25 protein-coding genes and 2 tRNA genes are annotated in these 24,349 nt (G+C 60.0%); 10 read left to right on the top strand and 17 right to left on the bottom strand.

The features are described from left to right. Nucleotide 1: 1 nt before the first annotated feature. From RHP75_RS08960 to RHP75_RS08945, 4 genes are all read right to left on the bottom strand, one after another. Nucleotides 2-457: a DUF1232 domain-containing protein gene (locus RHP75_RS08960; protein ID WP_311091485.1), complete on the bottom strand. Its 456-nt coding sequence runs from the start codon at nt 455-457 to the stop codon at nt 2-4. Nucleotides 458-827: 370 nt separating this feature from the next. Next, the gene (locus tag RHP75_RS08955; protein ID WP_311091483.1) at nt 828-1,535 is read right to left on the bottom strand and encodes an FKBP-type peptidyl-prolyl cis-trans isomerase; all 708 of its coding nucleotides are present in this window, start codon (nt 1,533-1,535) and stop codon (nt 828-830) included. Nucleotides 1,536-1,725: 190 nt separating this feature from the next. Beyond that, nucleotides 1,726-1,802, bottom strand: a tRNA-Asp gene (locus RHP75_RS08950). Nucleotides 1,803-1,823: 21 nt separating this feature from the next. Next, nucleotides 1,824-1,899 (bottom strand) — tRNA-Val (locus RHP75_RS08945). A 266-nt stretch (nt 1,900-2,165) separates the two neighbouring features. On the opposite strand from RHP75_RS08945, the gene rdgC reads away from it, so the two are divergent. Both rdgC and sugE read left to right on the top strand, forming a co-directional pair. Next, nucleotides 2,166-3,086 carry a recombination-associated protein RdgC gene (gene rdgC, locus RHP75_RS08940; protein WP_311091481.1) on the top strand — a complete coding sequence of 307 codons (921 nt, stop codon included), beginning with the start codon at nt 2,166-2,168 and terminating at the stop codon, nt 3,084-3,086. Between the two features lie 153 nt (nt 3,087-3,239). After that, nucleotides 3,240-3,554, top strand: a complete 315-nt coding sequence (gene sugE / locus RHP75_RS08935; protein WP_090387039.1) for a quaternary ammonium compound efflux SMR transporter SugE — start codon at nt 3,240-3,242, stop codon at nt 3,552-3,554. A gap of 57 nt (nt 3,555-3,611) precedes the next feature. Here the strand turns inward: sugE and RHP75_RS08930 are convergent, their stop codons facing one another. The 3 genes from RHP75_RS08930 to RHP75_RS08920 form a co-directional block, all read right to left on the bottom strand. Then, entirely contained in the window at nt 3,612-5,486 is a 1,875-nt protein-coding gene (locus tag RHP75_RS08930; RefSeq protein ID WP_311091479.1) for an MFS transporter, read from the bottom strand. 129 nt (nt 5,487-5,615) lie between these two features. Next, the gene (locus RHP75_RS08925) at nt 5,616-5,945 is read right to left on the bottom strand and encodes an AzlD domain-containing protein (RefSeq protein WP_311091478.1); all 330 of its coding nucleotides are present in this window, start codon (nt 5,943-5,945) and stop codon (nt 5,616-5,618) included. After that, nucleotides 5,945-6,658: an AzlC family ABC transporter permease gene (locus tag RHP75_RS08920; protein ID WP_311091476.1), complete on the bottom strand. Its 714-nt coding sequence runs from the start codon at nt 6,656-6,658 to the stop codon at nt 5,945-5,947. Before RHP75_RS08920 ends, RHP75_RS08925 begins: the two co-directional genes overlap by 1 nt. Before the next feature lie 148 nt (nt 6,659-6,806). Between RHP75_RS08920 and RHP75_RS08915 the strand changes: the two genes are divergently transcribed. The 3 genes from RHP75_RS08915 (at nt 6,807) to RHP75_RS08905 (ending at nt 10,239) form a co-directional block, all read left to right on the top strand. Continuing rightward, nucleotides 6,807-8,063: an MgtC/SapB family protein gene (locus RHP75_RS08915; protein ID WP_311091475.1), complete on the top strand. Its 1,257-nt coding sequence runs from the start codon at nt 6,807-6,809 to the stop codon at nt 8,061-8,063. Nucleotides 8,064-8,377: 314 nt separating this feature from the next. Beyond that, nucleotides 8,378-9,337 (top strand): alpha/beta fold hydrolase, encoded by a 960-nt coding sequence (locus tag RHP75_RS08910; protein WP_311091473.1) that lies wholly within the window; start codon nt 8,378-8,380, stop codon nt 9,335-9,337. Between the two features lie 11 nt (nt 9,338-9,348). Continuing rightward, the gene (locus tag RHP75_RS08905) at nt 9,349-10,239 is read left to right on the top strand and encodes a metal-dependent hydrolase (protein WP_311091472.1); all 891 of its coding nucleotides are present in this window, start codon (nt 9,349-9,351) and stop codon (nt 10,237-10,239) included. A gap of 27 nt (nt 10,240-10,266) precedes the next feature. Here RHP75_RS08905 and rmuC read toward each other — a convergent pair whose 3' ends face one another. The 4 genes from rmuC to RHP75_RS08885 all read right to left on the bottom strand — a co-directional run bounded on the left by rmuC (nt 10,267) and on the right by RHP75_RS08885 (nt 13,861). Beyond that, nucleotides 10,267-11,634: a DNA recombination protein RmuC gene (rmuC, locus tag RHP75_RS08900; protein ID WP_311091896.1), complete on the bottom strand. Its 1,368-nt coding sequence runs from the start codon at nt 11,632-11,634 to the stop codon at nt 10,267-10,269. Nucleotides 11,635-11,910: 276 nt separating this feature from the next. Beyond that, nucleotides 11,911-12,315 (bottom strand): sel1 repeat family protein, encoded by a 405-nt coding sequence (locus RHP75_RS08895; protein WP_311091471.1) that lies wholly within the window; start codon nt 12,313-12,315, stop codon nt 11,911-11,913. 381 nt (nt 12,316-12,696) lie between these two features. Next, on the bottom strand, nt 12,697-13,449 hold the full coding sequence (locus tag RHP75_RS08890; protein WP_311091470.1) for an RES family NAD+ phosphorylase: 753 nt from the start codon (nt 13,447-13,449) through the stop codon (nt 12,697-12,699). Between the two features lie 43 nt (nt 13,450-13,492). Continuing rightward, the gene (locus RHP75_RS08885; protein ID WP_160015068.1) at nt 13,493-13,861 is read right to left on the bottom strand and encodes an antitoxin Xre/MbcA/ParS toxin-binding domain-containing protein; all 369 of its coding nucleotides are present in this window, start codon (nt 13,859-13,861) and stop codon (nt 13,493-13,495) included. A gap of 148 nt (nt 13,862-14,009) precedes the next feature. Here RHP75_RS08885 and RHP75_RS08880 point away from each other — a divergent pair, with 148 nt between their 5' ends. Genes RHP75_RS08880 through RHP75_RS08870 form a run of 3 tightly spaced genes read left to right on the top strand, consistent with a single transcriptional unit; the run spans nt 14,010 to nt 17,161 of the window. Continuing rightward, nucleotides 14,010-16,598 (top strand): YdbH domain-containing protein, encoded by a 2,589-nt coding sequence (locus RHP75_RS08880; protein WP_311091469.1) that lies wholly within the window; start codon nt 14,010-14,012, stop codon nt 16,596-16,598. Between the two features lie 15 nt (nt 16,599-16,613). Next, entirely contained in the window at nt 16,614-16,805 is a 192-nt protein-coding gene (locus RHP75_RS08875; protein ID WP_090252927.1) for a YnbE family lipoprotein, read from the top strand. A gap of 11 nt (nt 16,806-16,816) precedes the next feature. Continuing rightward, complete coding sequence (locus RHP75_RS08870) at nt 16,817-17,161, top strand: YdbL family protein (RefSeq protein WP_311091468.1); 345 nt, start codon at nt 16,817-16,819, stop codon at nt 17,159-17,161. A gap of 191 nt (nt 17,162-17,352) precedes the next feature. Here the strand turns inward: RHP75_RS08870 and RHP75_RS08865 are convergent, their stop codons facing one another. From RHP75_RS08865 to oscA, 5 genes are all read right to left on the bottom strand, one after another. Further along, nucleotides 17,353-18,345: a sulfate ABC transporter ATP-binding protein gene (locus RHP75_RS08865; RefSeq protein ID WP_311091467.1), complete on the bottom strand. Its 993-nt coding sequence runs from the start codon at nt 18,343-18,345 to the stop codon at nt 17,353-17,355. A 3-nt stretch (nt 18,346-18,348) separates the two neighbouring features. Beyond that, entirely contained in the window at nt 18,349-19,221 is an 873-nt protein-coding gene (cysW, locus tag RHP75_RS08860) for a sulfate ABC transporter permease subunit CysW (RefSeq protein ID WP_090252919.1), read from the bottom strand. Between the two features lie 10 nt (nt 19,222-19,231). Continuing rightward, a complete protein-coding gene (cysT, locus tag RHP75_RS08855) occupies nt 19,232-20,050 on the bottom strand; it encodes a sulfate ABC transporter permease subunit CysT (protein WP_311091465.1) in 819 nt (272 codons plus the stop codon). Between the two features lie 141 nt (nt 20,051-20,191). Beyond that, nucleotides 20,192-21,202, bottom strand: coding sequence for a sulfate ABC transporter substrate-binding protein (locus RHP75_RS08850; RefSeq protein WP_311091463.1), 1,011 nt, complete (start codon nt 21,200-21,202; stop codon nt 20,192-20,194). A gap of 162 nt (nt 21,203-21,364) precedes the next feature. Next, nucleotides 21,365-21,547 carry a sulfur starvation response protein OscA gene (gene oscA, locus RHP75_RS08845; protein ID WP_311091462.1) on the bottom strand — a complete coding sequence of 61 codons (183 nt, stop codon included), beginning with the start codon at nt 21,545-21,547 and terminating at the stop codon, nt 21,365-21,367. 262 nt (nt 21,548-21,809) lie between these two features. Here oscA and RHP75_RS08840 point away from each other — a divergent pair, with 262 nt between their 5' ends. Together RHP75_RS08840 and RHP75_RS08835 are read left to right on the top strand one after the other, a co-directional pair. Next, nucleotides 21,810-22,391 carry an alpha/beta hydrolase gene (locus RHP75_RS08840; RefSeq protein ID WP_311091460.1) on the top strand — a complete coding sequence of 194 codons (582 nt, stop codon included), beginning with the start codon at nt 21,810-21,812 and terminating at the stop codon, nt 22,389-22,391. Between the two features lie 68 nt (nt 22,392-22,459). Next, nucleotides 22,460-23,410: a sigma-54-dependent transcriptional regulator gene (locus RHP75_RS08835; protein ID WP_311091458.1), complete on the top strand. Its 951-nt coding sequence runs from the start codon at nt 22,460-22,462 to the stop codon at nt 23,408-23,410. Here the strand turns inward: RHP75_RS08835 and RHP75_RS08830 are convergent. Next, entirely contained in the window at nt 23,407-24,324 is a 918-nt protein-coding gene (locus RHP75_RS08830) for a choline sulfate utilization transcriptional regulator (RefSeq protein WP_311091457.1), read from the bottom strand. The genes RHP75_RS08835 and RHP75_RS08830 overlap by 4 nt on opposite strands. Nucleotides 24,325-24,349 lie beyond the last annotated feature (25 nt).

Below are 24,349 nucleotides of genomic sequence, written 5' to 3'. Positions count from 1 at the left end.
CCTACTCCACGCGCCCCTGCACGGGTGTCAGTGACTCATCCAGCTCTGGTAGCCGCTCAACAACCCGCAGCACTTCAGGTGCCTGGGCTGCTCGCCACTGCTGAAACGCCGCCAGCTCGGCCTGCCAGGTGCGCAACACCCAGGCCAGCATAGCCAGATCATCGACCAGGCCAATACCAAACAACCAGTCCGGTATGGCGTCCAGCGGTGTAACGAAGTACAGCAAGGCCGCCACCGCCGCCAGTAATGCCCGAGAGTCGATTGCTCGATACTCACCGCGCCACCAGGCCAGACAAAGTGCCTGCAGCAGCTTCAGCTGGTCGGCCAACTCGGCAAAGCCATTGCCGAGTTTTTCACGCTTTCGAGCGACGGATAACAGCAACGCAGGTAACCGTCCGGCCTTGAGAAAACGCTTGGCCAAAAACTGGTAACGCGCGAAATTTTTCGGTGTTTTCATCGCCCTCTCCCGGCAACCCCGCGTGTCCACTGGGCTGACCATGGTTATCCACTAAAGCTGTGGATAACCTTGTGAACAGTTTCTCGATAACCCTGGCAAACGCCCAGCCCATGCGGCCTCGCCACAGATCGGACATTTTTTGCCCACACAGTAAAAATTCATATAAATCAATAAGTTAAAAATGGCAAAGGGTTTCTTCAAGAGAGTTACCCTAACCTGTCACGGCCTATAAGGGAAATGTGCATAACCGTAACACCGCAAACCCTACACACGCTGTTTAAGACCCACGAGTCAAGCAAAAATTGCCGATTGCGACCCACAGAAACGACAACGCCCCGTCGAGACGGGGCGTTGCAGGAAACGCTAGAAATTACTCTTGAGTGGCTGCGTCTTTGATCGCAATCAGCTCCAGATCAAACACCAGCACCGAATTGGCTGGAATCGCCGGAGTCGGGCTTTGCTCGCCATAAGCCAGCTCGCTTGGGATGTACAGTTTGTACTTCTCGCCGACGTGCATCAGCTGCAGGCCTTCAACCCAACCCGGGATCACGCCGTTAACCGGCAGATCAATCGGACTACCGCGCTCAACCGAGCTGTCGAACACGCTGCCATCGGTCAGCTTGCCTTCGTAGTGAACAGTCACCACGTCGGTGGCTTTCGGCTGAGCGCCATCAGCCTTCTTCACCACTTCGTACTGCAGGCCGGAAGCAGTGGTGGTCACACCTTCACGCTTGGCGTTGTCTTCAAGGAACTTCTTGCCGGCTTTGGCCGACTCTTCGTTCAGCGCAACCATGCGCTCTTCGGCACGCTTTTGCAGGAAGGCAAAGGCTTCAATCAGCTCTTCGTCTTTCAGGCGCTGCTCTTTCTTGCCAATGGCGTCTTCGATGCCTTGAGCAACGGCATTGGAATCCAGGTCATCCATGCCTTCCTGAGCCAGGCTTTTGCCCATGTTCAGGCCGATACCGTAGGACGCTTTCTGTGCAGGGGTTTCCAGAGTGATTTCGCTGGTTTGCGAATCGCAACCTGCGAGAACCAAACCTACCAGGGCGACCGCCGCTGCTAAACGATGCTGTTTCATGCTTGTTCCTTGTCCGGTGCGCCCTAGGGCTAATGGTGTGAAAGCGCGAGCTTAGCAGGCTGCCGCGATCACTGGCTACCGTGTTAGGAGGCAGAAAATGCGTATAAGTTCAGATGTTTAGCTGATTATTCAGAAAGGATTTTGCGAGGTATTGCGATGTGTCACAGAGGGGATGAAGCGAGGAGAAAAATGGCGCAGCGGACGGGACTCGAACCCGCGACCCCCGGCGTGACAGGCCGGTATTCTAACCGACTGAACTACCGCTGCGCGTAACTTCAAAAAGCGAGTTGGTGGGTGATGACGGGATCGAACCGCCGACCCTCTGCTTGTAAGGCAGATGCTCTCCCAGCTGAGCTAATCACCCTTCACTCTCGAAGTGGGGCGCATTCTAGAGAGCGATCCGCACCTTGGCAAGCACTGTTTTGAAAATTTTTTATTGATGCAGCAAAGGCTTAGCGCAGACTTGGCCTCAGGCACCGCTCGGGGGAATAATGCGCCCCCAATGCAACGCGCAGGTTGCCCAACGGGTCATAGCGCTGCGGCCAACCTGAAACAGCACCCATATAGGGTACTGACGACTTGTGATACCTGCCGCTGCCGGCAGGTCTGTTAATGGAGATACACCCTCTTATGTGGTTTCGTAACCTGCTGGTCTATCGCCTCACCCAGGACATCCCGTTTGACGCCGAGGCACTCGAAACGGCCCTCTCAGCCAAACCGGCCCGCTCGTGCGCCAGCCAGGAGCTCAGCACCTATGGCTTTATCGCGCCTTTCGGCAAGGGCGGCGATGCACCACTGGTACACGTCAGTGGTGATTTCCTGTTGATCGCTGCACGCAAGGAAGAACGCATCCTGCCGGGCAGCGTGGTGCGCGATGCGCTGAAGGACAAGGTCGACGAGATCGAAGCCGAGCAGATGCGCAAGGTCTACAAGAAGGAGCGCGACCAGCTCAAGGACGACATCGTGCAGACCTTCCTGCCACGCGCCTTTATCCGCAAATCCGCTACCTTCGCCGCTATCGCGCCGAAACAAGGCCTGATCCTGGTCGACTCGGCCAGCGCCAAGCGTGCCGAAGACTTGCTGTCGACTCTACGTGAAGCCATCGGCTCGCTGCCGGTACGCCCACTGACGGTGAAAATCGCGCCAAGTGCCACCCTCACCGACTGGGTCAAGGTTCAGCAAGCCGCGCCAGATTTCCACGTGCTGGACGAGTGCGAGCTGCGTGACACCCATGAAGATGGCGGCGTGGTGCGTTGCAAGCGCCAGGACCTGACCAGCGACGAGATCCAGCTGCACATGAGCTCGGGTAAGCAGGTCACTCAGCTGTCCCTGGCCTGGCAAGACAAACTGTCCTTCGTCCTCGACGACAAGCTGGTGGTCAAGCGCCTGCGCTTCGAAGACCTGCTACAGGATCAAGCCGAACAGGACGGCGGCGACGACGACCTCGGCCAGCAGGATGCCAGCTTCACCTTGATGATGCTGACCCTAGTGGACTTCCTGCCAGCGCTGTTTGAAGCCCTGGGCGGCGAAGAGATTCCTCAGGGGATTTAAACCATTGCACAGCCGCAGAGAAATAGACCACTGGTCCTCTGCGGCTTGCCCTGAACCTACCAATGTGCAAAATACTGCACAGCGTGAGGACGACCTCACCACTCTACGAGTGATCACCACGGGACGGCCCCTCTATCTGTTTTGGAGGTTTGTATGTCCTGGTTCATTCTGCTGTTAGCCGGCCTGTTCGAAGTAGGCTGGGCTGTTGGCCTGAAATACACCGACGGTTTTACCCGCCCTCTCCCCACTCTACTGACTGTTGCGGCGATCATCGTCAGCCTGGCACTGCTTGGCCTGGCTATGAAGGAATTGCCGCTGGGCACCGCCTATGCAATCTGGACCGGTGTAGGCGCCGTGGGTACGGTGATTGCCGGCATAATGCTGTTTGGCGAGGCCGTGACGCTACTGCGTATCGCTAGCGTGGCGCTGATCGTTTGCGGCCTGATCGGGCTAAAACTCAGCCACTAAGCCGCTTAAGCTGCACAAAAAAGCCCGCCAATTGGCGGGCTTTTTCATCTCTGCAGTTTAACGCCGCTCACCTCGCAACTCAGCCACCTGGGCCTGCAGCAACTCGCGTTTGACCAGCTCGGGCGCAACCGGCGTACCGGCCACCAGGGTGATGCGCGACCACAGGCGCTTGAACAACCCCTTGTGCGGATCGCGGCTGAAGAAGCTGCCCCATAAGCCCTGCAACGCCATAGGAATCACCGGCACCGGGTTGGCCTCGACGATGCGCTCGATGCCATTTTTGAACTCATTCAGTTCGCCATCGGTGGTCAGCTTGCCCTCAGGGAAGATGCACACCACTTCGCCGTTACGCAGGTATTCGGCGATTTTCTTGAACGCAGCGTCGTAGATCAGCAGGTCTTCGTTGCGCCCGGCAATCGGCACAGTGCCGGCGGTGCGGAAGATAAAGTTGAGCACCGGCAAATTGTAAATCTTGTAGTACATGACAAAGCGCACCGGCCGGCGCACCGCACCGCCGATCAGCAGCGCATCGACAAATGACACGTGGTTGCACACCAGCACCGCCGCACCTTCATCCGGGATCGCCTCCAGCCCCTTGTGCTCCACCCGGTACATCGAGTGGCTGAGCAGCCAGATCATAAAGCGCATGCTGAATTCGGGAACGATCTTGAAGATGTAGCTGTTGACCGCGATGTTCATCAGCGAAATGGTCAGGAACAGCTGCGGAATCGACAGCTCGGCGACGCTGAGAAACAGGATCGAGACAATCGCCGAGATCACCATAAACAGCGCATTGAGGATGTTGTTGGCAGCGATCACCCGCGCCCGCTCATGCTCTGCAGTGCGCGACTGAATCAGTGCATACAGCGGCACGATGTAGAAGCCGCCAAACAGACCGATGCCGAGGATCGAACCGAGAATCCACCAGGCCTGGCCAATGCTCAGCACCGCCAGCCAGTCATGCGCCTCTGCCGCCTCGGGGAAGCCGCCGGAGAACCACCAGAGCAGAATGCCGAACAAGGTCAGGCCGATCGAGCCGAACGGCACCAGGCCGATTTCCACCTTGTGCCCACTCATGCGCTCGCAGAGCATCGAGCCCAACGCGATGCCGACCGAAAACACGGTGAGAATCAGCGTGACCACGCTTTCATCGCCGTAGAGCCACTCTTTGGCATAGGCCGGAATCTGCGTCAGGTACACCGCGCCGAGAAACCAGAACCAGGAGTTGCCCACCAGCGAGCGCGATACGGCCGGACGTTGGCCCAGGCCGAGCTTCATGATCAGCCAGGACTGACGCAGGATGTTCCAATCCAGCTTGAGCTGCGGCATTGCCGCCGATGCTGCAGGAATGCCGCGACTGGCCAGGTAGCCAAACACCGCCACCAGCACCACACAGGCAGCGACGATATGCGCGTAGCCGCTGCTGGCCATGATGATGCCCGCACCAATGGTGCCGGCGAGGATGGCCAAAAACGTGCCCATTTCCACCAGCGCGTTGCCGCCCACCAGCTCTTGCTCTTCAAGGTGCTGCGGCAGAATCGAATACTTCACCGGGCCGAATAGCGCCGACTGCGTACCCATGGCAAACAGCACCGCGAGCATCATGGGCAGGTTGCCAAGCAACACACCGACTGCGCCGAGCAGCATGATCACGATCTCGGCGAACTTGATCTTGCGGATCAGCGAATCCTTGGCGAACTTCTCACCGAACTGACCGCCGAGGGCCGAGAACAGGAAGAACGGCAGGATAAACAGCAGCGCGCAGAGGTTGACCAGCAGGGCCTTGTCGGCCCCGGAACTGATCTTGAATAGAATGGCGAGAATCAGTGATTGCTTGAAGATGTTGTCGTTGAAAGCACCCAACAGCTGGGTGATGAAAAACGGCAAAAAGCGCTTTTTACCCAGCAATGCGAATTGTGATTGTTCGGTCATCGTCCGTGTACCTGTCTGCAGTGGCCAAGCGGGTTGTCAGGCATTTGACTGCAAGAACACCCGACAAAGCCACAGCAAAACCTGCCTTTTGCTGCATTTTCTACAAATCCAGCCGGCAAATAACGCTGCTTACAGGGGCAACTGCCCCAATAACCAACGCACGATAAAAAACACCAGCAGACCGCCGCCGATGGTCGCCAGCAAGTGCCGGGTCAGCGCGGCGATGGCAATGGTCGCCAGCCCCGCCAGCAAATAGGCATTGTCCAGGCTGAACGCCCAGTGCTGGCCATCGGGAATCAGCATGCCCGGCAGCACGATGGCGCTCAGCACAGCGGTCGGCACGTAATGCAGGCCCTGGCGCACCAGCGGCGGGAAACGCAGATCGGGAAAGGCAAACAGGCTGTAGCGAATCGCAAAAGTGATCAGCGCCATACCGACAATCAGCAACCAGATAGCCATCACGCGCCCTCCCCGACAGTCACCGGCGTTTTGCGTTGCTCCAGCCATACACCGATCAGGATGCCACTCAGCGCAGCCGCCATCAGCCCGAGCTTGTAGGGCCAGGCGTGGCACAGCAGCGCCACCGCACCGGCTACCAGAGCCGCAGCAATCTGCGGCTGATTGCGCAGCGCCGGCACCACAATGCCGATAAAGGTCGCCAGCATGGCGAAGTCCAACCCCCAGCCCGCCAGGTTCGGCACACTTTGACCAAACAACGCCCCCACCAGTGAGCTGGATACCCAGGACAGGTACAACGCCAGCGCCACACCGGCGTGATACCACTGGCCGTGCTCAGTCATGCCACGCGAGAGGTAACGGCGCTGCACCACGGCAAAGGTTTCATCCGTCAGGCCGAACGCCAACGGCACCCGCCAACGCTGTGGCAAACGGCCGACATAGGGCTGCAGCGCCGCGCTGTAGAGCACATGACGCAGATTGACCACCAGCGTGGTCAGCAGGATCACCACCGCGCCGCTACCCAGGGTCAGCAGGCTGATGGCAATAAACTGCGCCGAGCCGGCATACACCAGCAAGGACATACCCAGCGCCTGCCCCAGGCTCAGCCCGGCCAGGCTGGCCAACGCGCCATAGATCAGACCGAACGGCAGAATGCCGACAATCATCGGGATACTGTCGCGAACTCCATAGAGAAACTGCTGCAAACGGCTCATGCGCCCTCCTTTGCTGCATAGCCTGGCGCATCGCGGCCGCGGCGTCTTGAACAATCTTGCGCAGCTATAACGCCGCTGGCTGACCTGCCGCAATACAGCCCAACACGCACTGGCTAGACTGCCCACATCGCCCACTCAGGATCTGCCCATGCCGGAAGCCCTCGACACCCTGCTGAACTTTGCCAGCGCCTTGGCCGCTGGCCTGCTGATTGGTGCCGAACGCGGCTGGCAGGGGCGCAATACCGAGGACACGCAGCTGGTCGCGGGGATTCGCACCTTCGCCCTGAGCAGCTTGCTCGGGGCCTTTGCCATGCTGCTCGGCGAGCACTTCGGCGTAGTCGCCTGGGCGGTGATCTTCAGCGGTTTTGCCTTGCTGGTGGTCGCTTCCTACTTTGGCGAACTGCAACGCCTGGGTGATATGGGCCTGACCAGCGAAGTGGCACTGCTGATCACCTTCCTGCTCGGCAGCCTGGCCATGGCCGATTATGCCGGGCTGGCGGCGGCCGGCGCAGTGGCGGTGGCACTGCTGCTGAGCCTCAAGCAATCGCTGCATGGCGCCCTACAACGGCTCAGCGAGGCGGAACTGTCCGGCGCGCTGAAACTGTTGTTTATTTCCCTGGTGTTGCTACCGGCGCTGCCCAACCAGGGATACGGCCCCTGGCAGGCCTTCAACCCCTACGCCATCTGGTGGATGGTGGTGCTGATCGCCAGTATCGGCTTTGCCGCCTATGTGGCGATTCGTCTAGTCGGCATGCGCCACGGCCTGCTGATCACCGCACTGCTCGGCGGCGTGGTGTCGTCCACGGCGATGACCGTGACCCTGGCGCGCCTGGCTCAAGGGCGCAACCTGCAGGCGATTCTGGCCTGTGGCCTGCTCGCCACCTCAGCGTTGATGTTTCCACGGGTATTGCTGGAGGTCGGCCTGGTCAACGCCAGCTTGCTGCCACAGTTGATCTGGCCGCTGGGCATCGCCACCCTGGTGTATGCCGTTGGCGCGCTGCTGTTCTTCCGCCGCGCTGGCACGGAAAGTAGCGAACAAGCCGAACCGCCCCTGAAAAACCCCTTCGAGCTGGGCCCCGCGCTGCGCTTTGCCGCGTTGCTGGCGCTGATTCTATTGATGGTCGAAGGCGCCCAGCACTGGCTGGGCGATGCCGGCGTCTACCTGGTGGCGCTGCTCGCGGGTCTGGCCGACGTGGATGCCATCACCCTGTCGCTGGCGCGCAGTGCCAAGGGCGCACTGGGTGCACAGGTAGCGGTGCAGGGGATCTTTCTCGCAGCGCTGAGCAACAGCCTGGTCAAAGGCTTTCTCGTGATCTTGATCGGTGGCCGCAAACTGGCGCTGATGACTCTGCCGGTGATGGCCGCTGGCTTGCTGGCCGGTGCGGTGGCATTGCTGCTGTATTAATAGCGCCCCGGCAATACGGCAATAATCCCCCCAACCAAGGGCTGGATTTGCTTTGCCAAGCGGCTCATCTGCCCGCGCATAACCCGCGCACAGCCCTATTGCAGAGCGGTTCAGCCACCTCAGTAACACCGTAACAGGCCCTGCTGTTAGCCCAAAAGTTGGCTAGGCAGACCCCTCCCGAGCGTCCAACACTGCCCGAGACATCCAATGATGTAACGGTCAGCCATGACAATCCGGAGACGCCGCATGCCCATCGACCTCGCCTTTATCACCCAGCGCTACTCACTAACGCTCGCTCTGCATCGGGCAGTCGTATGAACGCGCCAGCAGTGCTGCCATATATAGAGTTGCAGACCGAACAGCTTTGGGTTCAGGGCGATGGCGTACAGCTGGCGGCCTATCGCTGGGGCAATCCAAGCGGCCCAACTCTGCTGCTGGTGCATGGCTATCCGGACAATCATGAAATTTGGCTACCCCTGGTGCGCGAGCTGGCAGGTGATTACCAGATCATCGCCTACGACGTGCGCGGCTTTGGCGCATCGGATATTCCACGCAAGCGCCTGGAGTATCACCTGGAGAAACTGGCAAATGATCTGGAAGCAGTAATCAAGGCCCTCAGCCCCGACCACCCGGTGCATCTGGTGGCCCATGACTGGGGTTCGATTCAGGCCTGGGAAGCAGTCACCGAGCCGCGTATTCAGCCATTACTGGCCTCCTACACGAGCATCTCCGGGCCTTGCCTGGACCATGTCGGCCACTGGATGCGCGACAAGCTCAAGCAAAAGACGCCGCGCGCGCTGCTGCAGGTGCTCGGCCAGTTGCTCAGCTCCTGGTATATCGCGATGTTCCACACCCCACTACTGCCCGAACTGACCTGGCGCTTAGGTTTAGACCGCGCCTGGCCGCAACTGCTGCGCAAGGTCGAAGGGCTGCGCAATGTGCCAGCCAGCAGCAGCCAGCGCTCGGACGGTGTGCACGGGGTCAAGCTGTACCGCGCCAACTTTATTCGCAGCCTGTTCCAGCCGCGTCTGCGTCATACCCAGGTGCCGGTGCAGTTGATCGTGCCGACCCACGACCGCTTCGTCCGCCCGCAACTGTTCGACCAGTTGCAGCACTGGGCACCCAGACTGCAACGGCGCGAGGCAGATGCCGGGCATTGGCAACTGCTGGCTGAGCCGCAACAACTGGCCAAATGGCTGCGTGAACTCACCACCCATATCCACAGCGAGACCGGCAGTACTGCGCCTGCAGGCCAAAAACCGGCAGGACGATAAGGAGGGTCGAGATGAGCGAACAGCACCGCCTGCAACAACGCAAAGTACGCTTCGACTTTGCCAACACGCCGCTGCACTGGGTGCCGAACGAGCCGGAAGCCTCGCACATCATGAACAGCCTGCATCTGATCCTGCCGGCCGGCGAGTTCTGGTTCTGCCGGGTCTACAACAAGGCCCTGCCTCTGGTCAGCGACCCGCAACTACGCGAAGACGTGCAGGGTTTCGTCAAACAGGAAGCACAGCACGCCCGCGCCCACGACAGCGCACTGACGCCCTACCTGCTGCGCCACGGCATCGATCCGACGCCGTTTACCGGCCCCATCCACTGGCTGTTCGAGCGCGTGCTGTGCGACTTTCCCCTCGGCAACAACGCCATCAGCCACGCTCTGCAGCCCTGGTGGCTGCGTCAGCGAGTCGGGCTGATCGCCGCAGTGGAGCACTTCACCTGCGTGCTGGGTGACTGGATCATCACCACCCGCAGCCTCGACCACGCTGACCCGGTGATGCTCGACCTGCTGCGCTGGCACGGCGCCGAGGAAGTCGAACACCGCAGCGTGGCCCATGACCTGCACGTGCATATCGGCGGCAGTGTGCTGATGCGCTGGGTGTATATGTTAATTGCCACGCCCGCACTGATCTTCCTGTTCAGCATGGGGATGAGAACCATGATGCGCCAGGACCCGGTCACCCGTTACCGCCCTGGCTTTCTGCGCCTGTGGTACCACCTGGGCAAGCGCGGCTTGCTGCCGCGCATGGGCAGCATCGGCCGTTCGGTATTGCGCTATTTCAATCCCAGCTATCACCCACGCAGCGAAGGCGATATCCGCGTAGCGCTGGACTACCTGGCCAACTCACCGGCGGCGCAACGCGCGGCAGTAGAAAAAGCCCAGGTCACGGCCTGATAACTCGTCAACAAACAGAGGCGCGCCCTACTCGGCCGCCTCATCATCCAGCACCACCACCACCCCGGCGGCCTGTTCGAGCAATTCGACGGGCAGACTCTTGCTGGCACGGGCGCCGAGCATCTTGAGGTTTTCCACCCGGCTGATGATATTGCCGCGGCCCTCGCAGAGCTTATTGCGCGCGCCGGCATAGGCCTTATCCAGCTGCTGCAGGCGTGCGCCCATTTCATCCAGATCCTGAATAAAGGCGACGAACTTGTCGTATAGCGCGCCGGCGCGCTCGGCAATCTCGCGAGCGTTCTGGCTCTGCCGCTCCTGCCGCCACAGGCTGTCGATCACCCGCAGGGTGGCGAGCAAGGTGGTCGGGCTGACGATGACGATATGCTGGTCAAAAGCCTCCTGAAACAGACCCGGATCGGCCTGCAACGCCGCAGCAAAGGCCGCTTCAATCGGTACGAACAGCAACACGAAATCTAGGCTGTGCAGGCCTTCCAAGCGCTGGTAATCCTTGAGCGACAGGCCCTTCAAGTGGCTGCGTAGCGACAGCACATGCTGCTTCAGCGACAGCTGCCGGCTAGCGTCGTCCTCGGCAGCAATATATTGCTGGTACGCGGTGAGGCTTACCTTGGCGTCCACCACCACTTGCTTGTCGCCGGGCAGCTGAATCAGCACATCGGGCTGGAAGCGTTCACCATCGGCGCTTTTTAGGCTGACCTGGGTCTGATACTCGCGGCCTTTCTCCAGGCCGGCGTGTTCCAGCACGCGCTCTAGCACCAATTCGCCCCAGTTGCCCTGGGTTTTCTGCCCTTTGAGGGCGCGGGTCAGGTTGGTCGCCTCATCACCCAGGCGCTGGTTGAGCTGTTGCAGGCGCTCCAGCTCCTTGCCCAGAGAAAAGCGCTCGCGGGCTTCCTGCTGATAGCTTTCTTCCACGCGCTTTTCGAAGGACTGAATGCGTTCTTTGAGCGGGTCGAGCAACTGGCCGAGCTGCTGCTGGCTGGTCTCGGCAAAACGCTGCTCGCGCTCATCGAAGATCTTTCCGGCCAGCTCGGCGAACTGCGCGCGCAACTCATCGCGCGAGCCTTGCAGATCGCTCAAGCGCTGCTGATGGCTGTCCTGCTGTTCTTTAAGTTCGGCGCTGAGGGCCGCACGCTGGGCATCCAGACGGCGAATTTCAGCCTCCTGCTGTTCGCGCTGATTGCTCCAAGCCTGGGCGGCTTCACGGGCGATCTGCCGCTCCTGTTGCAGCAAGTCGGCTTCACGACGCAGCGCCGCCAGTTCGGCCTGCTGATCGGCCTTGATCTCGCTGATCTCGGCGACTTCCTCGCGGCAATCTTCCAGCTGCGCCGTCAGGCCGGTCTGAGCCAGCTGCGCATTATTCAGACGCTCTTGTAGCAGGCTGAATTCCAGCTGCTGACTGGCCTGGCGGCGTTGCAGCGACCAAGCCATATATAGAAGAGGAAGTGCTGCGGCGGTAAAACCGAGCAACGCAGGTGCCAACGCGGTGGAGAGATCGATGGGCATAAGCAGCTCCGCAGAAAAGTACTGGCAGTATAACCAGTATTCTTACAGAGCGGCCCATTGCGTCAGAGACTGCTCAAAGTATTGCGAGCTAGTGTCATGCGAGCTTTTTAAACGCAGCAGGGCCGGCGCGCAGCAGACTTTGAGCTGGCTCTAGAGCTGTTTAAGCAGTTGCCTCGCTTCTAGCGAGCCCTGTCCCGCTGCCAGTTCCAGCCAATGGCGCGCCTGCTGCGGCTCGTTGTTTCGCGGCTGGCTATACAGCTGACCAAGCTCCAGCTGGGCGCCCATATCGCCTGCGCGCGCCGCTTGGCGCAGCAGCTCAAAACCTATGCGTCGATCACGCGGGTTGCCGCAATCACGGCAAAGCATTTGCCCCAGTCGACTCTGCGCCTGCACCACACCCTGCAAAGCAGGCTGCTTAAGCAGGCGACCGGCGAAGCGTTTGACGCTGGGGGCATTACCGAGGCGAGGACTGTCCAGTAGCCAGAGCGCTACACGGGTGGGCAGGCGAGGAACCGAGGTTGAAGCGATAGGTAGTCGAGTGATTGCGCGAGGCATAAAAAGCAGCGGTAGCCGGGAAGGCGCGCAACTCTACTCCTTTTTTCAGCCAGGTAAAGTCTTGCAAAAAAGTGCTGACTGGCGGTCTAGAGCAAGCGCTCGGGTTAATCCACAGAAGCTGTGGATAACTTCGTGGATAACATGGGAACAAGCGGCCTCAGCGCCTATGGCGTGGGGCCCAAGGTCAAACTGGTGATTTTTTCACCAGCGTAAAAAATCCATATATTTCATTGACTTATAAAATCAATAAAAAGAATCAAGGGTTTACGTCAAGCACTGCATCTTGCTTGACAAGGCGCATCGCAATTGTGCACAAGTCGCTGCGTCACGCCGTCGCACTGCCCTTTTTCAGGGCAAAACGCCCTGAAAAAGCCGCCCTGTCTAGGCCGGGCGTGGCAGACGGCCATCCACCTGATAGGCATCTAGGCGAAAGACTCTGGGGGTATCCGGAACCTGGGCATTCTTGAAGGCGACATAGTCGTCCGTGGTTTCGCACAGCCAGCTCAGCAGATTACGCGGGCGCTTTTCTGCCAACGCGCCTGGAACGAATAGCGCAACATTATTGCCCTTCAGCGGGCAGCGCGCCGAACGGTACTCGAACGCCTCAACCCCTGCCCCACGCATGGCTGCGCCCACCGCCTGACAAGGTTGATAAGCGCTGGCGTGACAGAGCTCCGCCTGGAAATCCGCAAACGGCGGATGCTGCAACTGAATGCCGCGCTCAACCTGATAGCGCGCCTCGAAGGTGCAATGCTCGGAAAGGATGCGCCCGCTGGGTGGCGCGATGCTCATGCCCTCCCAGAGCAGAAAGCGGTAATAGGCCGCCTCGGCCATGGCGGTGTCGATACGCAGCGCGCCGTAGAACAGGCTCGGCTCATGCACCGAACCAAAGCGCGAGCCCCAGCGCAGCGGTGGATAACGGAACGGAGTTTTCAACAGGTAATGCAGCGGCTCGGCACTCTGCGGCAGCGGCGGCTTGCTGGTTTCCAGCAATTCCTCAAGCAGCGCCTGCTCGGCGAGAGTATCCACCAGTTGCAACGTGGCGACCTGGGCCTGGCTCTCGACCAGACGCACCAGGCGCCCGCGCAATGGTTTGATCTGGGTCGGGCCTTGGCAGTGTTGCCAGATATCCATGGTGGCGTTGTCCTTAACTTTTATTATTGTTGGGCACTGAGCGCTAGCCTTTGCCACGAATCGCATCGAGGTATTCGACCACCCGCACCAGCCCCTGCACCTGCATCATCAGGGATAAGGGCGGCGCATCCAGATGACGGTTATCGGTGCGCAGAAAATGCTGCATATCCGGCAAATTGCCGCCGAACAGGGCAAATAGTGAGCGGTATACGCGAATCAGCAACAGGGCCAGCTCACCGGTCTTGCTGTGCACGCGCAGGCCACCCTCGGCCCAGCGCGAGATCGCTGTACGGTGTACGCCAATGATGTCCGCCAACTCCTGCTGGGTCAGCCCCAATTGTTCTCGGGTATTGAGCAGCGCCTTGGCCAGCACCGCATCGGCGTCGGCAACCGGTCGAATCAATGCGCTCATCACGGCCTCCTACTTTCACAATGTCTGTTTACAGCAAAAATACCACTAAATGCTGCAATTACACAGAACAGAATAACCTCTGATTGGCAGCCTGCCAGACATGGGTTAACGTCCTGCCACGCAACTCTCTCACTATGGATCAGTGCTTATGCCCAGCCGGCGCACCTGGCTGCGACTTATCAGTTGCCTGGTTTTACTGCTCATACTGCTTGGCGCTTATGGCTACCTGAGCCTGAGCCGCCTGCTCGAACGCGAGCAGATCGAAAACCTTGAATGGCACGGCCTGGGCCTATCCACCCAGGGCATCCAGCTTGACCAGCTCAGCCTGCAGCACCCGAGCGGCGCAGTGCAGCTGCAACAGGTGCAACTGCACTGGAGCGGATTCAGCCTGGCACTGCCCTTCTGGCAGCAGGTGCAGATCGCCGCCCTGCAACTGAATCTGCCCTCTCAACCCGAGCCAGCAACTGACGACAGCACGGATTTTGCGTTGCCACTGGAGCAACTCGCCGCCGTTATCAGCCTATTGCCGCAACGCGTGCAGGTCGATGCACTGCAGATCGAGCTACCTTGCGCCGAAACACGCTGCCAGCTGCTGGGCGATTTGCTGCTACGCAAAGACGCCGCACAGCTTGATGCGCAGCTAAATCTGCAGCATCAACAGGAGCAACTGAGTTGGCACGCGCAGTTGCAGGGCGACGCCACAACTGCAGCGCTGCAGCTGAGCCTGGCGATCAATCAACAACCGCAACTGCGGCTCAGCAGCAGCCTGCAACAGAGTGCCGGCTGGCAACTCTGGCAAGGTGATTTCACCGGTGATCTGCAGCAAAGCGCGGTGCTACACAGCTGGCTAAGCCAATGGCTGCCCAGTGCAGCAGGCACACTGCCTGAGGCTCCGACGGCAGCGCAGCTGAAGGCAAGCTGGCAACTGCAGCTTGCACCTGGTCCACTTAACGTGGCGCAGCTGCAGCAGGCCAGCGGCCAATTGCAAGCCAGCGCCAACCTGCCAGAGCCCTGGCCAATCCCCGCTCTCGGTCAGTTGCAGGGCAGCTTCGATTTGTCCGCCCAGGCGCTGGATGGGCAGTGGCTGGCCGATAGCCTGAACGCCGACCTCAACCTCAAGCAGATTGCCCATGACCTTATCAGTGGCGTACCGGCAGAGCTGTATCCCGAAGCGCTGCAGCTGACGATCCAGGCCACCGAAACGCCCGACAACCTGGCTGCACAACTGGTTGACCGCGCCCTGCCCTTACAACTTCAGCTGAGTGGTCAAGGTCGCAGCCGATTTGCACTGCAGGGCACGTTGGCCCTGGCCAATGGCTTGCCCTGGGGTTTACAGCTGCTGAGCGGCAGCCTTAGCGCATCCACCCCGGCATTTCAGCTGGAGGGCTGGGAAATCGGCGCACTGCAGACGCAGTTGCGACTCGACGCCTATCTGGATGCACAGCAGCTGGATCTCGCCCTCGGCAAAGGCTCACAGCTCAGCCTGCAGCATCTGCGCAATGCGGATGTGCAGGCGCAGCAACTCAAGGCCAGCAGCAGCGGGCTGCAACTGCAGGCAAAACTGGCGGCAAGCGCGCTGCTCGACTGGCAGCTAAAAGGCCCGCTCGACCTCAGTGCGCAGCTGCAGCATGGGCAATTGCAACCCCAGCGCTGGTACTGGCAAGGCCCCGTGAATGCCAGCCAACAGCAAGCGGAGGTGGACGGCACACTGCGCAACGATGCCGGGCTGCAACTCAAGCTGCAGGCGCAACGCAGCAGCGCCAAGGGCCTGAGCCTGCAAGCGCAACTGGCAGAGCTTTTTCTGCGCGGCGGCAACCCTTTAAAAGACAGCTTCACAGCATGGCCAGCCCTGCTGGAGCTGAACAACGGTCGCCTGAATGCTAACGCCAGCCTGACTCTGGCCAGCGATCAACAGCTGCCCACGGTCAAACTCGAACTTACCAGCAAGGACCTGGGCGGGATTTATGACCGCACCGCGCTGGAGGGTTTGGATAGCCGTATCAGTGTGCGGGTCGACCCCAAACAGCTGCAGCTTGAGTTGAGCGAGCTGCGCCTGGCTCAGGCCAACCCTGGCATACCGCTGGGCCCGGTGCAGCTCAGCGGCAGCTACAGCGCCGCGCTGCAAACACCAACCCAAGGCCAGTTGCAGCTACGCCAGGCCGAAGCAGCGCTGATGGGCGGCAAGCTGCAATTGGCCCCCGGGCAATGGCGCCTGGCCGCCGCGCCGCTACTTTTTCCCGTACAGGTGCAAGGCCTGGAACTTGAGCAGCTGTTTATCCTCTATCCCACAGAGGGCCTGGCAGGCACCGGTACCCTCGATGGTCGTCTGCCGCTGCAGATCAGCAGCCAGGGTGTAACCATCGAACAAGGCCAACTCAGCGCACGCGCACCGGGCGGCAAACTGCAGTTCCACTCCGAACGTATCCGCGCCCTCGGCCGCAGCAACCCGGCGATGCAGCTGGTGACCCAATCGCTGGAGGATTTTCGCTTTACCACTCTGAGCAGCCAGGTCAACTACGATCAGCAAGGCAAGTTGGCGCTGGCCATGCGCCTGGAGGGACAGAACCCAGCCATCGAACATGGCCGGCCGATCCACTTCAATATCAACCTGGAAGAAGACATTCCAACCCTGCTGGCCAGCCTGCAACTGACCGACAAAGTCAGCGATATCATCAAGCAGCGTGTGCAACAGCGTATGCTGGAACGCAATGCCAAAACGGCCCCAACAGAGCCATGACCAAGGAGAAGCGCCATGCGCTTGCGTAGTTGTTTCGCCGTCCTGCTACTAGGGCTGCTCAGCACGGCCTGCACCCCGACCGTACAGCTGGCGATGCCCAATGAGCCGATCAACATCAACCTCAATGTGAAGATCGAGCACGAAATCTATATCAAGGTGGATAAAGCCCTGGACAGCATGTTCAGCGAATCCAGCGGATTGTTCTAAGGAGCCCGAACATGAATATCTATAAGCGCCTTGCCGGCCTGTTACTGCTGCTCAGCCTAAGCCTGCCGGCCGTAGCCCTGAACCTTAACGAAGCCATGTCCGCCTTGGGTGACGCCAAAGCCAGCGGCCAATTGGGCGAAATGCCCAATGGCTATCTCGGCGTGGTAAGTAACGGTGGCCAGGCCGCCGAAATCGCCCAGTTGATCAACCAGGCGCGGCGCGCCGAATACCAGAAGCTGGCGGCGCAGAACGGCATCCAGCTCAGCGATGTGGAAGCGATTGCCGGGCAGAAAGCTATCGACAAGACCCCGGCGGGACAATACATCCAGCTTGAAGGCAAATGGCAGCGCAAATAACTTGCCGCGAAAACCAACAAGGAGCGCATTGCGCTCCTTGTTTATTTATCTAGAGCCTACTTACGATCTCGCGAGCTAGAGTCCGGCAAGGCAAAAACAGGCGAGGAAGCGGAGTGTACTTTTGTACATGAGCATTCTGAGCCTGTTTTTAACGCAGCAGGGCCGACGCGCAGCAGATCATATGTAGGCTCTCAGCGCTGCTGAATTACTGGCTGCCCCGCCTTGGGTTTGAAGTACAGCGTCTCACCACGCGCGAGGTTGGCCAGGCTGAGGTGATCCTTGGCCACTTCGGCTTCGATCGGCTCGCTCTGCCCGGCAACTTTGAGGGTCACCCGGGTGATTGCGCCGAGCGGGCGGATGTCGCGTACTTCGCCGGCCTGGTGACCTGCTTCGGCCTGGCGCGAAAGATGAATCTCGTGCGGACGGAACAGCACGTGGGTGTCGTTGCCGACGTACAGGCGGTTGGCATCACCGAGGAAGTGATAGACGAAATCGCTGGCCGGTTTCTCGTATACCTCGCCCGGCGAGCCGATCTGCTCGACCACACCCTTGTTCATCACCACGATACGGTCAGCCACCTCCATGGCCTCTTCCTGGTCGTGGGTGACGAATACCGAGGTCAGGTGCACTTCTTCGTGCAGACGCGCCAGCCAGCGACGCAGCTCCTTGCGCACCTTGGCATCCAGGGCGCCGAAGGGTTCGTCGAGCAACAGTACTTTCGGCTCCACCGCCAACGCGCGAGCAAGAGCGATACGTTGACGTTGGCCGCCGGAAAGCTGTTCCGGGTAGCGATCCGCCAGCCAGTCGAGCTGCACCAGATCGAGCAGATCGTGGACCTTTTTCTTGATCACGTTCTCGTTCGGCCGCTCACCCTTGGGCTTCATGCGCAGGCCGAAGGCAACGTTGTCGAACACGGTCATATGACGGAATAAGGCGTAATGCTGAAACACGAAGCCGACGTTACGGTCGCGCACATCGTGGTTGGAGACATCTTCGCCGTGGAACTCGATGCTGCCGCTGTCTGGGGTTTCCAGACCGGCGATGATGCGCAGCAAAGTGGTCTTGCCGCAGCCAGACGGGCCGAGCAAAGCGACCAGTTCGCCACTCTGGATATTCAGGTTGATATCGTTCAGCGCTTTGAACGCATTGAAATTCTTGCTGACGTTAGAGATTGCAATCGACATGACTTATTCCTCGCCAGCACTGGCTTTCAGGCGGTTGATACGTGACTCGCTCCACTGCTTGAGCAGCAGGATAAACACCGCCAGCAACAGCAGCAGGCTGGCGACGCTGAAGGCAGCAACGTGGTTGTATTCGTTGTAGAGAATCTCGACATGCAGCGGCAGCGTATTGGTGTAACCACGGATATGCCCGGAAACCACCGACACCGCGCCGAACTCGCCCATGGCCCGCGCAGTACACAGCACCACGCCGTAGATCAGGCCCCATTTGATATTGGGCAGGGTCACGTGCCAGAACATCTGCCAGCCGTTGGCGCCGAGCAGGCGCGCGGCCTCCTCTTCCTGGGTGCCCTGCTCCTGCATCAGCGGGATCAGCTCGCGGGCAACAAAGGGCACGGTGACAAACACCGTGGCCAGGACGATGCCCGGCAAGGCGAAGATGATCTGAATATCGTGCTCGCGCAGCCACGGGCCGAAGAAGCCCTGGGCGCCGAACAGCAGCACGTAGATCAGACCAGCGATTACGGGCGATACCGAGAACGGCAGGTCGATCAGGGTGACCAGAATGCTCTTACCGCGAAACTCATACTTGCTCACGCACCAGGCTGCGGCCACGCCGAACACCAAGTTGAGCGGCACCGAAATGCCCACCGCGAGCAGGGTCAGCTTCAACGCACTAATCGCGTCAGGTTCGAAGATCGCGCCGAAGAAGGTGCCAAAACCGTGCTTTAACGCCTCACTCAGCACGATAAACAGCGGCAACACGAGGAACAGCACAAACACCAGCCAGGCGCTGATGATCAGCAGCCTGCGACCGAGCACATTACCGCGTCGTGCGGCGTTGGCCGAGGCTGACGCGCTTAGGGTTACAGAAGACATGGCGACCTCCTCAGGACTTGGCGATCTGGCGCTGCAGCAGGTTAATCAGCAGCAGCAGAATGAAGGAGACCACCAGCATCAACACGCCAATAGCCGTGGCGCCGGTGTAGTCATACTGGTCGAGTTTGACCATGATCAGCAGCGGCAGAATCTCGGTTTTCATCGGCATGTTGCCGGCGATAAAGATCACCGAACCGTACTCACCGACACCACGAGCAAAGGCCAGGGAGAAACCAGTCAGCCAGGCCGGTAACAGCGCTGGCAGCAGCACATGGCGGAACACCTGCCACGGCTTGGCGCCGAGGCAGGCGGCCGCTTCTTCGACCTCACGGGGGATATCAGCCAACACAGGCTGAATGGTGCGCACCACAAACGGCAGGGTTACAAATGTCAGCGCCAGAGTGATACCGATAGGTGTGTAGGTAATCTTGAAGCCCAGATCGGTGGCGAACTGACCAACCAGGCCGCTAGGCGCATACAACGCGGTGAGGGCAATACCGGCCACGGCGGTGGGCAGGGCGAATGGCAAGTCGATCATCGCTTCGATGACCTTGCGTCCCGGGAAGCTGTATCGCACCAGTGCCCAGGCCAGCAGCGTGCCGATAATGCCGTTGATTACGGCGGCCGCGAAGGCAGTGGCAAAGCTCAGCTTGAGCGCTGCCAGTACCCGCGGTGCGGAAATGATCGCCCAGAATTCAGCCCAGGTGAGTTGGGCTGCGTGAACGAACATGGCACCCAGAGGAATCAGCACCAACAGGCTGAGATACACCAGGGTGTAACCCAGCGTCAGCCCGAAGCCGGGTATGACCGGGGAAGTACGACGAGACATTGTCTGTCCTTGGCTGGTTATGCAACGAAGTCATGACCTGGTGAGAGTCGTAGGATGGGTCGAGCGCAGCGATACCCATGACGCGCGGCGATGGGTATCGGCGCTGCGCGCCTCAACCCATCCTACGTTCGCTCTTCGAGCTCACTGCGCCTGATAGATCTGGTCGAACACCCCACCGTCATTGAAGAACTTCGGCTGTGCGGTTTTCCAACCGTTGAAGTCCTTGTCGATGGTCACCAGCGTCAGCGCCGGGAACTGCTTGGCGAACTCGGCGGCGACGGCCTGGTTACGCGGACGGTAGAAGTGCTTGGCCGCCAGGCGCTGACCTTCATCGCTGTACAGGTAGTTGAGGTAGGCCTCAGCCACGTTGCGCGTGCCTTTCTTGTCGACGTTTACATCGACTACAGCCACCGGCGGCTCAGCCAGGATCGACAGCGACGGAGCAACGATCTCGAAGTTGTCGCCGCCCTCTTCCTTCAATGCCAGGAAGGCTTCGTTTTCCCAGGCCAGCAGCACGTCGCCGATCTGGTTGTTAACAAAAGTGATGGTCGAACCACGGGCACCGGTGTCGAGTACCGGCACGTTCTTGTAGAGCTGGCCAACAAACTCTTGCGCCTTGGCTTCGCTACCGTATTTCTGCTGGGCATAAGCCCAGGCCGCAAGGAAGTTCCAGCGCGCACCGCCGGAAGTTTTCGGGTTCGGGGTGATCACGTCCACGCCCGGTTTGACCAGGTCATCCCAGTCTTTGATGCCTTGCGGGTTGCCCTTGCGCACCAGAAACACAATGGTCGAGGTGTAGGGCGTGCTCGATTGCGGCAGGCGCTCCTGCCAGTTCTCGGGGATCAGCTTGCCGAGCTTGTACAGCTCATCGATATCACCGGCCAGGGCCAGGGTTACCACGTCAGCACGCAGGCCATCGATTACCGCACGGGCCTGCTTGCCCGAGCCACCGTGGGACTGCTGGATGGTAATGGCTTCATTGCCCTGGGCTTGCCAGTGCTTGTTGAACGCGGCGTTGAATTCACTGTACAGCTCGCGGGTCGGGTCGTAGGACACGTTGAGCAGGGTTTCAGCGGCGGCAACCGGGCCTGCGGCCCCGGCAATAGTCAGTGCGCTGGCGAGGGCGGCAAAGGCAAAACGGCGAATGGACATGGTGCGGCTCCTACTGGGACAAATACGGGGTTGGCGTTCAATGGGTCGACTGCTCTCGCGATCTGCCGCGGCTATACGGCGCGGTGCGCATGGGCTCGACTCTTTTCATTGCACGCCCTCCGGTGGTCCGGTCGGGCCTTGCTGCTGGTGGCGTCGCTGGTTTTAGTTGATCTTGTTGCTTGGGGCTGGCAGACGAAACTTTTCCTTGCGTTCGATCTGCACGACCTGGCCGTTGTGCACGGTGATTTCCACCGAGCCGAACTTCAGGCCATTCAGCGCAGCCTGGATCTCGCGCAGGATGCTGGCGTCGTCCTGACCTTCAAGGTTTTTTAGGGTTGCGGTCATGGTAGTGCTCCTTGAAATAGCTCCACTGCGAGCGACGAAAACGGGTCGTGGTCAGTGGGCGTGGAGCGGATAGTAGAGAGCCGCTGATATTCTTAAAAATATTATTTAAGAACATTTATATACTTTTTTTGCATATACCAATTCATGACCTTCTCGCGCAAAGAAATGATATTTCAGGAATAAGCAAATAAGTTCTTATTCTTTTTGCTATTCATCAGTCCTCCCTACACTGCAGCCATTCACATCTGCAGGAGGGCGCACGATGCGCAACCAAACTATCCGTTACCTGATAGTGCCGGGCTGGCAAGGATCGGCCGACGAGCATTGGCAGAGTCACTGGCAGCGCAGCCTGCCGAACAGCGCCCGGGTAGAACAGGCCGACTGGCTAAACCCCAAGCGTGAAGACTGGGTCGCCGAACTGCAGCGCAGCATCGCCAGCGACCCACGCCCGACCATCCTGATTGCCCATAGCCTGGGCTGCATCACCGTGGCGCATTGGGCCGCGCAGGCACCGCTGGAATCGCTGCGCCGGGTGAGGGCCGCGCTCCTGGTCGCCCCTGCCGATGTGGAACGAGCTAACTGCCCACCAGCGCTGCAGAACTTTGCCCCGATTCCCCAGCACTCACTGCCCTTCCCCAGCCAGTTGGTGGGCTCGGACAACGACACCGCTGCGAGTGCTAAGCGGGCTATTAAGCTGGCCCATCACTGGGGCAGTGATGTGGCGATTCTCAGCGGCGCTGGGCATATCAATGTGAAGTCGGGGCATCAGCGTTGGGAGCAAGGTTTCGCCTACCTCTATCGCCTGCAGAGCCGGATCGAACAAGCCGACCGCCGCCGCGCCTGAAGCCCGCTGGCCCTTTCTAGATCAAGCAACCTGCCCGCTCCTAGCCCGAGCGGGCTGGAGACTCATTGATGAGCCAGAACCATTTCAGTGGCCAGCCGCTGCTGACCTTTCCCGATGCAGAGAAAAGCCCGCTAAGCATCCGCGCCAAGGCGCTGGTGTTTATCGATCCACGTTCCCGGCAGCTGCGCGATCAGGTCGAGCTGCTTGCCACACAACCCTTGCCCCTGCTGATCGAAGGTGAAACCGGTACCGGTAAAGAGTTGTTAGCGCGGCATATCCACCGCGCCAGTGAACGGCCAGGACTGTTTGTTGCACTCAGCTGCAGCGGCCTAAGCAGCCAGCATGCTCAGGCCGAGCTGTTCGGCTATGTCGCCGGCGCCTATCAAGGCAGCGCCAGCAGCCGGGCCGGCTGGTTTGGTTCAGCCAACAACGGCACCCTGTATCTGGATGAAATCGGCGACCTGCCGCTGCCACTACAAGCTGAACTGCTTAGCGCCCTGGAAACCGGTGAAGTGCTGCGGGTCGGCGCCAGCCAGCCGAGCCAGGCAGATGTCAGGCTGCTGGCTGCAACCAGCATCGACCTGGCTCAGGCCGTGGCAGCTGGCAAATTCAATGAGCGGCTATACGGTTATCTCAGCGACGGCCGCCTTGACCTGCCGCCACTGCGTGAACGCATCGGCGATATTCTGCCCATGGCGGAATACTTCCTCGGCATCTACGCCCAGCGCCTGAGTCTGCCGCTGCCAGTCATCAGCGATGCCGCACAGCAGCGCCTAGAGGCCCACAGCTGGCCGGGCAATACCCGCGAGCTGGAGAACGTCATCCACTTCGCCCTGCTGGTCAGCAGCGGTGAGGAAATCCTCAGCCAGCACCTCAACCTGACGGGCAGCGTTGCGCCCCTGACGGCTATTCAGCAGGGCGTTGAACAGTTACTTGGCGATGCCGATCCGCAGCAGCTGGCTAGCCTGCGTCAGTTGCTGCAGCAAACCAAACAGCGCCTGAACCAGCTCGGCGGTTAAACGCCTGGCCCCTTGGCCAGTTCGGCTTGCAGCCAATCGACAAACACCTGAGTCAAACGCTGGCGGCGTTTACGCTCGGGCAGCACCAGGTAGTAACCCAGTTCCGAATGCGCGACTTCATCGCCCACGCGGCACAACAGGTTCTGCGTCAGCAGTTCATCGACCAGATGCCGCCAGCCGATGGCCACGCCCTGCCCGGCGATGGCCGCCTGAATCAGCAGCGTGTAGTTGTCGAAACGCAGACTGCCTGGGCTGGGGGTTTGCTGCAGGCCAAAAGCGCGAAACAGTCCCGCCCAATCGAACCAGCGCGAACGGTTTTCCGGGCGCAGATGCAGCAGCGGCAAGCTGGCCAGCGCAGCCGGTGGCAAAGGCAACGTTTGCCCCTTGAGCAGTTGCGGGCTGCACACCGGGAACACCTCTTCGCGAAATAGCAGCTGCGCCTCGGCGTGCTTGAAGCGGCCATCGCCGAAGTTGATCGCCACATCGATCTCCGCCGGCAGCGCGCCCTGATCACGCTCGCTGGTAATCAGGCTGACATCCACCTCCGGATGAAGCTGGTGGAAACGCTGCAAGCGCGGCATCAGCCAGTAGGCGGCAAAGGCAAAGTCGGTGGCCACCTGCAGCACCTCATGCTGCTGTTGCGCAGTTACGGCCTGCAGACCGGCATCCAGGCTCTGCAGGCCGTCCTGCACATAGCGCAGCAACAGCTCGCCGGCATCAGTGAGGACAATGCCGCGGTAGACCCGATCAAACAGACGCGTGGCCAGCTGCTGCTCCAGGCGTTTGATCTGCTGACTGATCGCCGGCTGGCTGGTGCCCAGCTCGCTGGCTGCGGCGGTAAAGCTCAGCTGACGCGCGGCGGATTCGAACACCCGCAGCACATCCAGCGACACGCCATCGATGCTTTTAAACATAAGCTCAGGTTATCCAATGCATGTA

Origin of the sequence: Pseudomonas sp. SG20056, assembly GCF_031764535.1 — a bacterium.
GTDB lineage: Bacteria > Pseudomonadota > Gammaproteobacteria > Pseudomonadales > Pseudomonadaceae > Aquipseudomonas.
This window is presented reverse-complemented; position numbering and strand designations above follow the sequence as displayed.

What these genes read in the sequence shown, in the direction of transcription:
- RHP75_RS08960 (WP_311091485.1), bottom strand. Translation starts at nt 457, where the DNA reads ATGAAAACACCGAAAAATTTCGCGCGTTACCAGTTTTTGGCCAAGCGT.
- RHP75_RS08955 (WP_311091483.1), bottom strand. Translation starts at nt 1,535, where the DNA reads ATGAAACAGCATCGTTTAGCAGCGGCGGTCGCCCTGGTAGGTTTGGTT.
- rdgC (WP_311091481.1), top strand. Translation starts at nt 2,166, where the DNA reads ATGTGGTTTCGTAACCTGCTGGTCTATCGCCTCACCCAGGACATCCCG.
- sugE (WP_090387039.1), top strand. Translation starts at nt 3,240, where the DNA reads ATGTCCTGGTTCATTCTGCTGTTAGCCGGCCTGTTCGAAGTAGGCTGG.
- RHP75_RS08930 (WP_311091479.1), bottom strand. Translation starts at nt 5,486, where the DNA reads ATGACCGAACAATCACAATTCGCATTGCTGGGTAAAAAGCGCTTTTTG.
- RHP75_RS08925 (WP_311091478.1), bottom strand. Translation starts at nt 5,945, where the DNA reads ATGGCTATCTGGTTGCTGATTGTCGGTATGGCGCTGATCACTTTTGCG.
- RHP75_RS08920 (WP_311091476.1), bottom strand. Translation starts at nt 6,658, where the DNA reads ATGAGCCGTTTGCAGCAGTTTCTCTATGGAGTTCGCGACAGTATCCCG.
- RHP75_RS08915 (WP_311091475.1), top strand. Translation starts at nt 6,807, where the DNA reads ATGCCGGAAGCCCTCGACACCCTGCTGAACTTTGCCAGCGCCTTGGCC.
- RHP75_RS08910 (WP_311091473.1), top strand. Translation starts at nt 8,378, where the DNA reads ATGAACGCGCCAGCAGTGCTGCCATATATAGAGTTGCAGACCGAACAG.
- RHP75_RS08905 (WP_311091472.1), top strand. Translation starts at nt 9,349, where the DNA reads ATGAGCGAACAGCACCGCCTGCAACAACGCAAAGTACGCTTCGACTTT.
- RHP75_RS08895 (WP_311091471.1), bottom strand. Translation starts at nt 12,315, where the DNA reads ATGCCTCGCGCAATCACTCGACTACCTATCGCTTCAACCTCGGTTCCT.
- RHP75_RS08890 (WP_311091470.1), bottom strand. Translation starts at nt 13,449, where the DNA reads ATGGATATCTGGCAACACTGCCAAGGCCCGACCCAGATCAAACCATTG.
- RHP75_RS08885 (WP_160015068.1), bottom strand. Translation starts at nt 13,861, where the DNA reads ATGAGCGCATTGATTCGACCGGTTGCCGACGCCGATGCGGTGCTGGCC.
- RHP75_RS08880 (WP_311091469.1), top strand. Translation starts at nt 14,010, where the DNA reads ATGCCCAGCCGGCGCACCTGGCTGCGACTTATCAGTTGCCTGGTTTTA.
- RHP75_RS08875 (WP_090252927.1), top strand. Translation starts at nt 16,614, where the DNA reads ATGCGCTTGCGTAGTTGTTTCGCCGTCCTGCTACTAGGGCTGCTCAGC.
- RHP75_RS08870 (WP_311091468.1), top strand. Translation starts at nt 16,817, where the DNA reads ATGAATATCTATAAGCGCCTTGCCGGCCTGTTACTGCTGCTCAGCCTA.
- RHP75_RS08865 (WP_311091467.1), bottom strand. Translation starts at nt 18,345, where the DNA reads ATGTCGATTGCAATCTCTAACGTCAGCAAGAATTTCAATGCGTTCAAA.
- cysW (WP_090252919.1), bottom strand. Translation starts at nt 19,221, where the DNA reads ATGTCTTCTGTAACCCTAAGCGCGTCAGCCTCGGCCAACGCCGCACGA.
- cysT (WP_311091465.1), bottom strand. Translation starts at nt 20,050, where the DNA reads ATGTCTCGTCGTACTTCCCCGGTCATACCCGGCTTCGGGCTGACGCTG.
- RHP75_RS08850 (WP_311091463.1), bottom strand. Translation starts at nt 21,202, where the DNA reads ATGTCCATTCGCCGTTTTGCCTTTGCCGCCCTCGCCAGCGCACTGACT.
- oscA (WP_311091462.1), bottom strand. Translation starts at nt 21,547, where the DNA reads ATGACCGCAACCCTAAAAAACCTTGAAGGTCAGGACGACGCCAGCATC.
- RHP75_RS08840 (WP_311091460.1), top strand. Translation starts at nt 21,810, where the DNA reads ATGCGCAACCAAACTATCCGTTACCTGATAGTGCCGGGCTGGCAAGGA.
- RHP75_RS08835 (WP_311091458.1), top strand. Translation starts at nt 22,460, where the DNA reads ATGAGCCAGAACCATTTCAGTGGCCAGCCGCTGCTGACCTTTCCCGAT.
- RHP75_RS08830 (WP_311091457.1), bottom strand. Translation starts at nt 24,324, where the DNA reads ATGTTTAAAAGCATCGATGGCGTGTCGCTGGATGTGCTGCGGGTGTTC.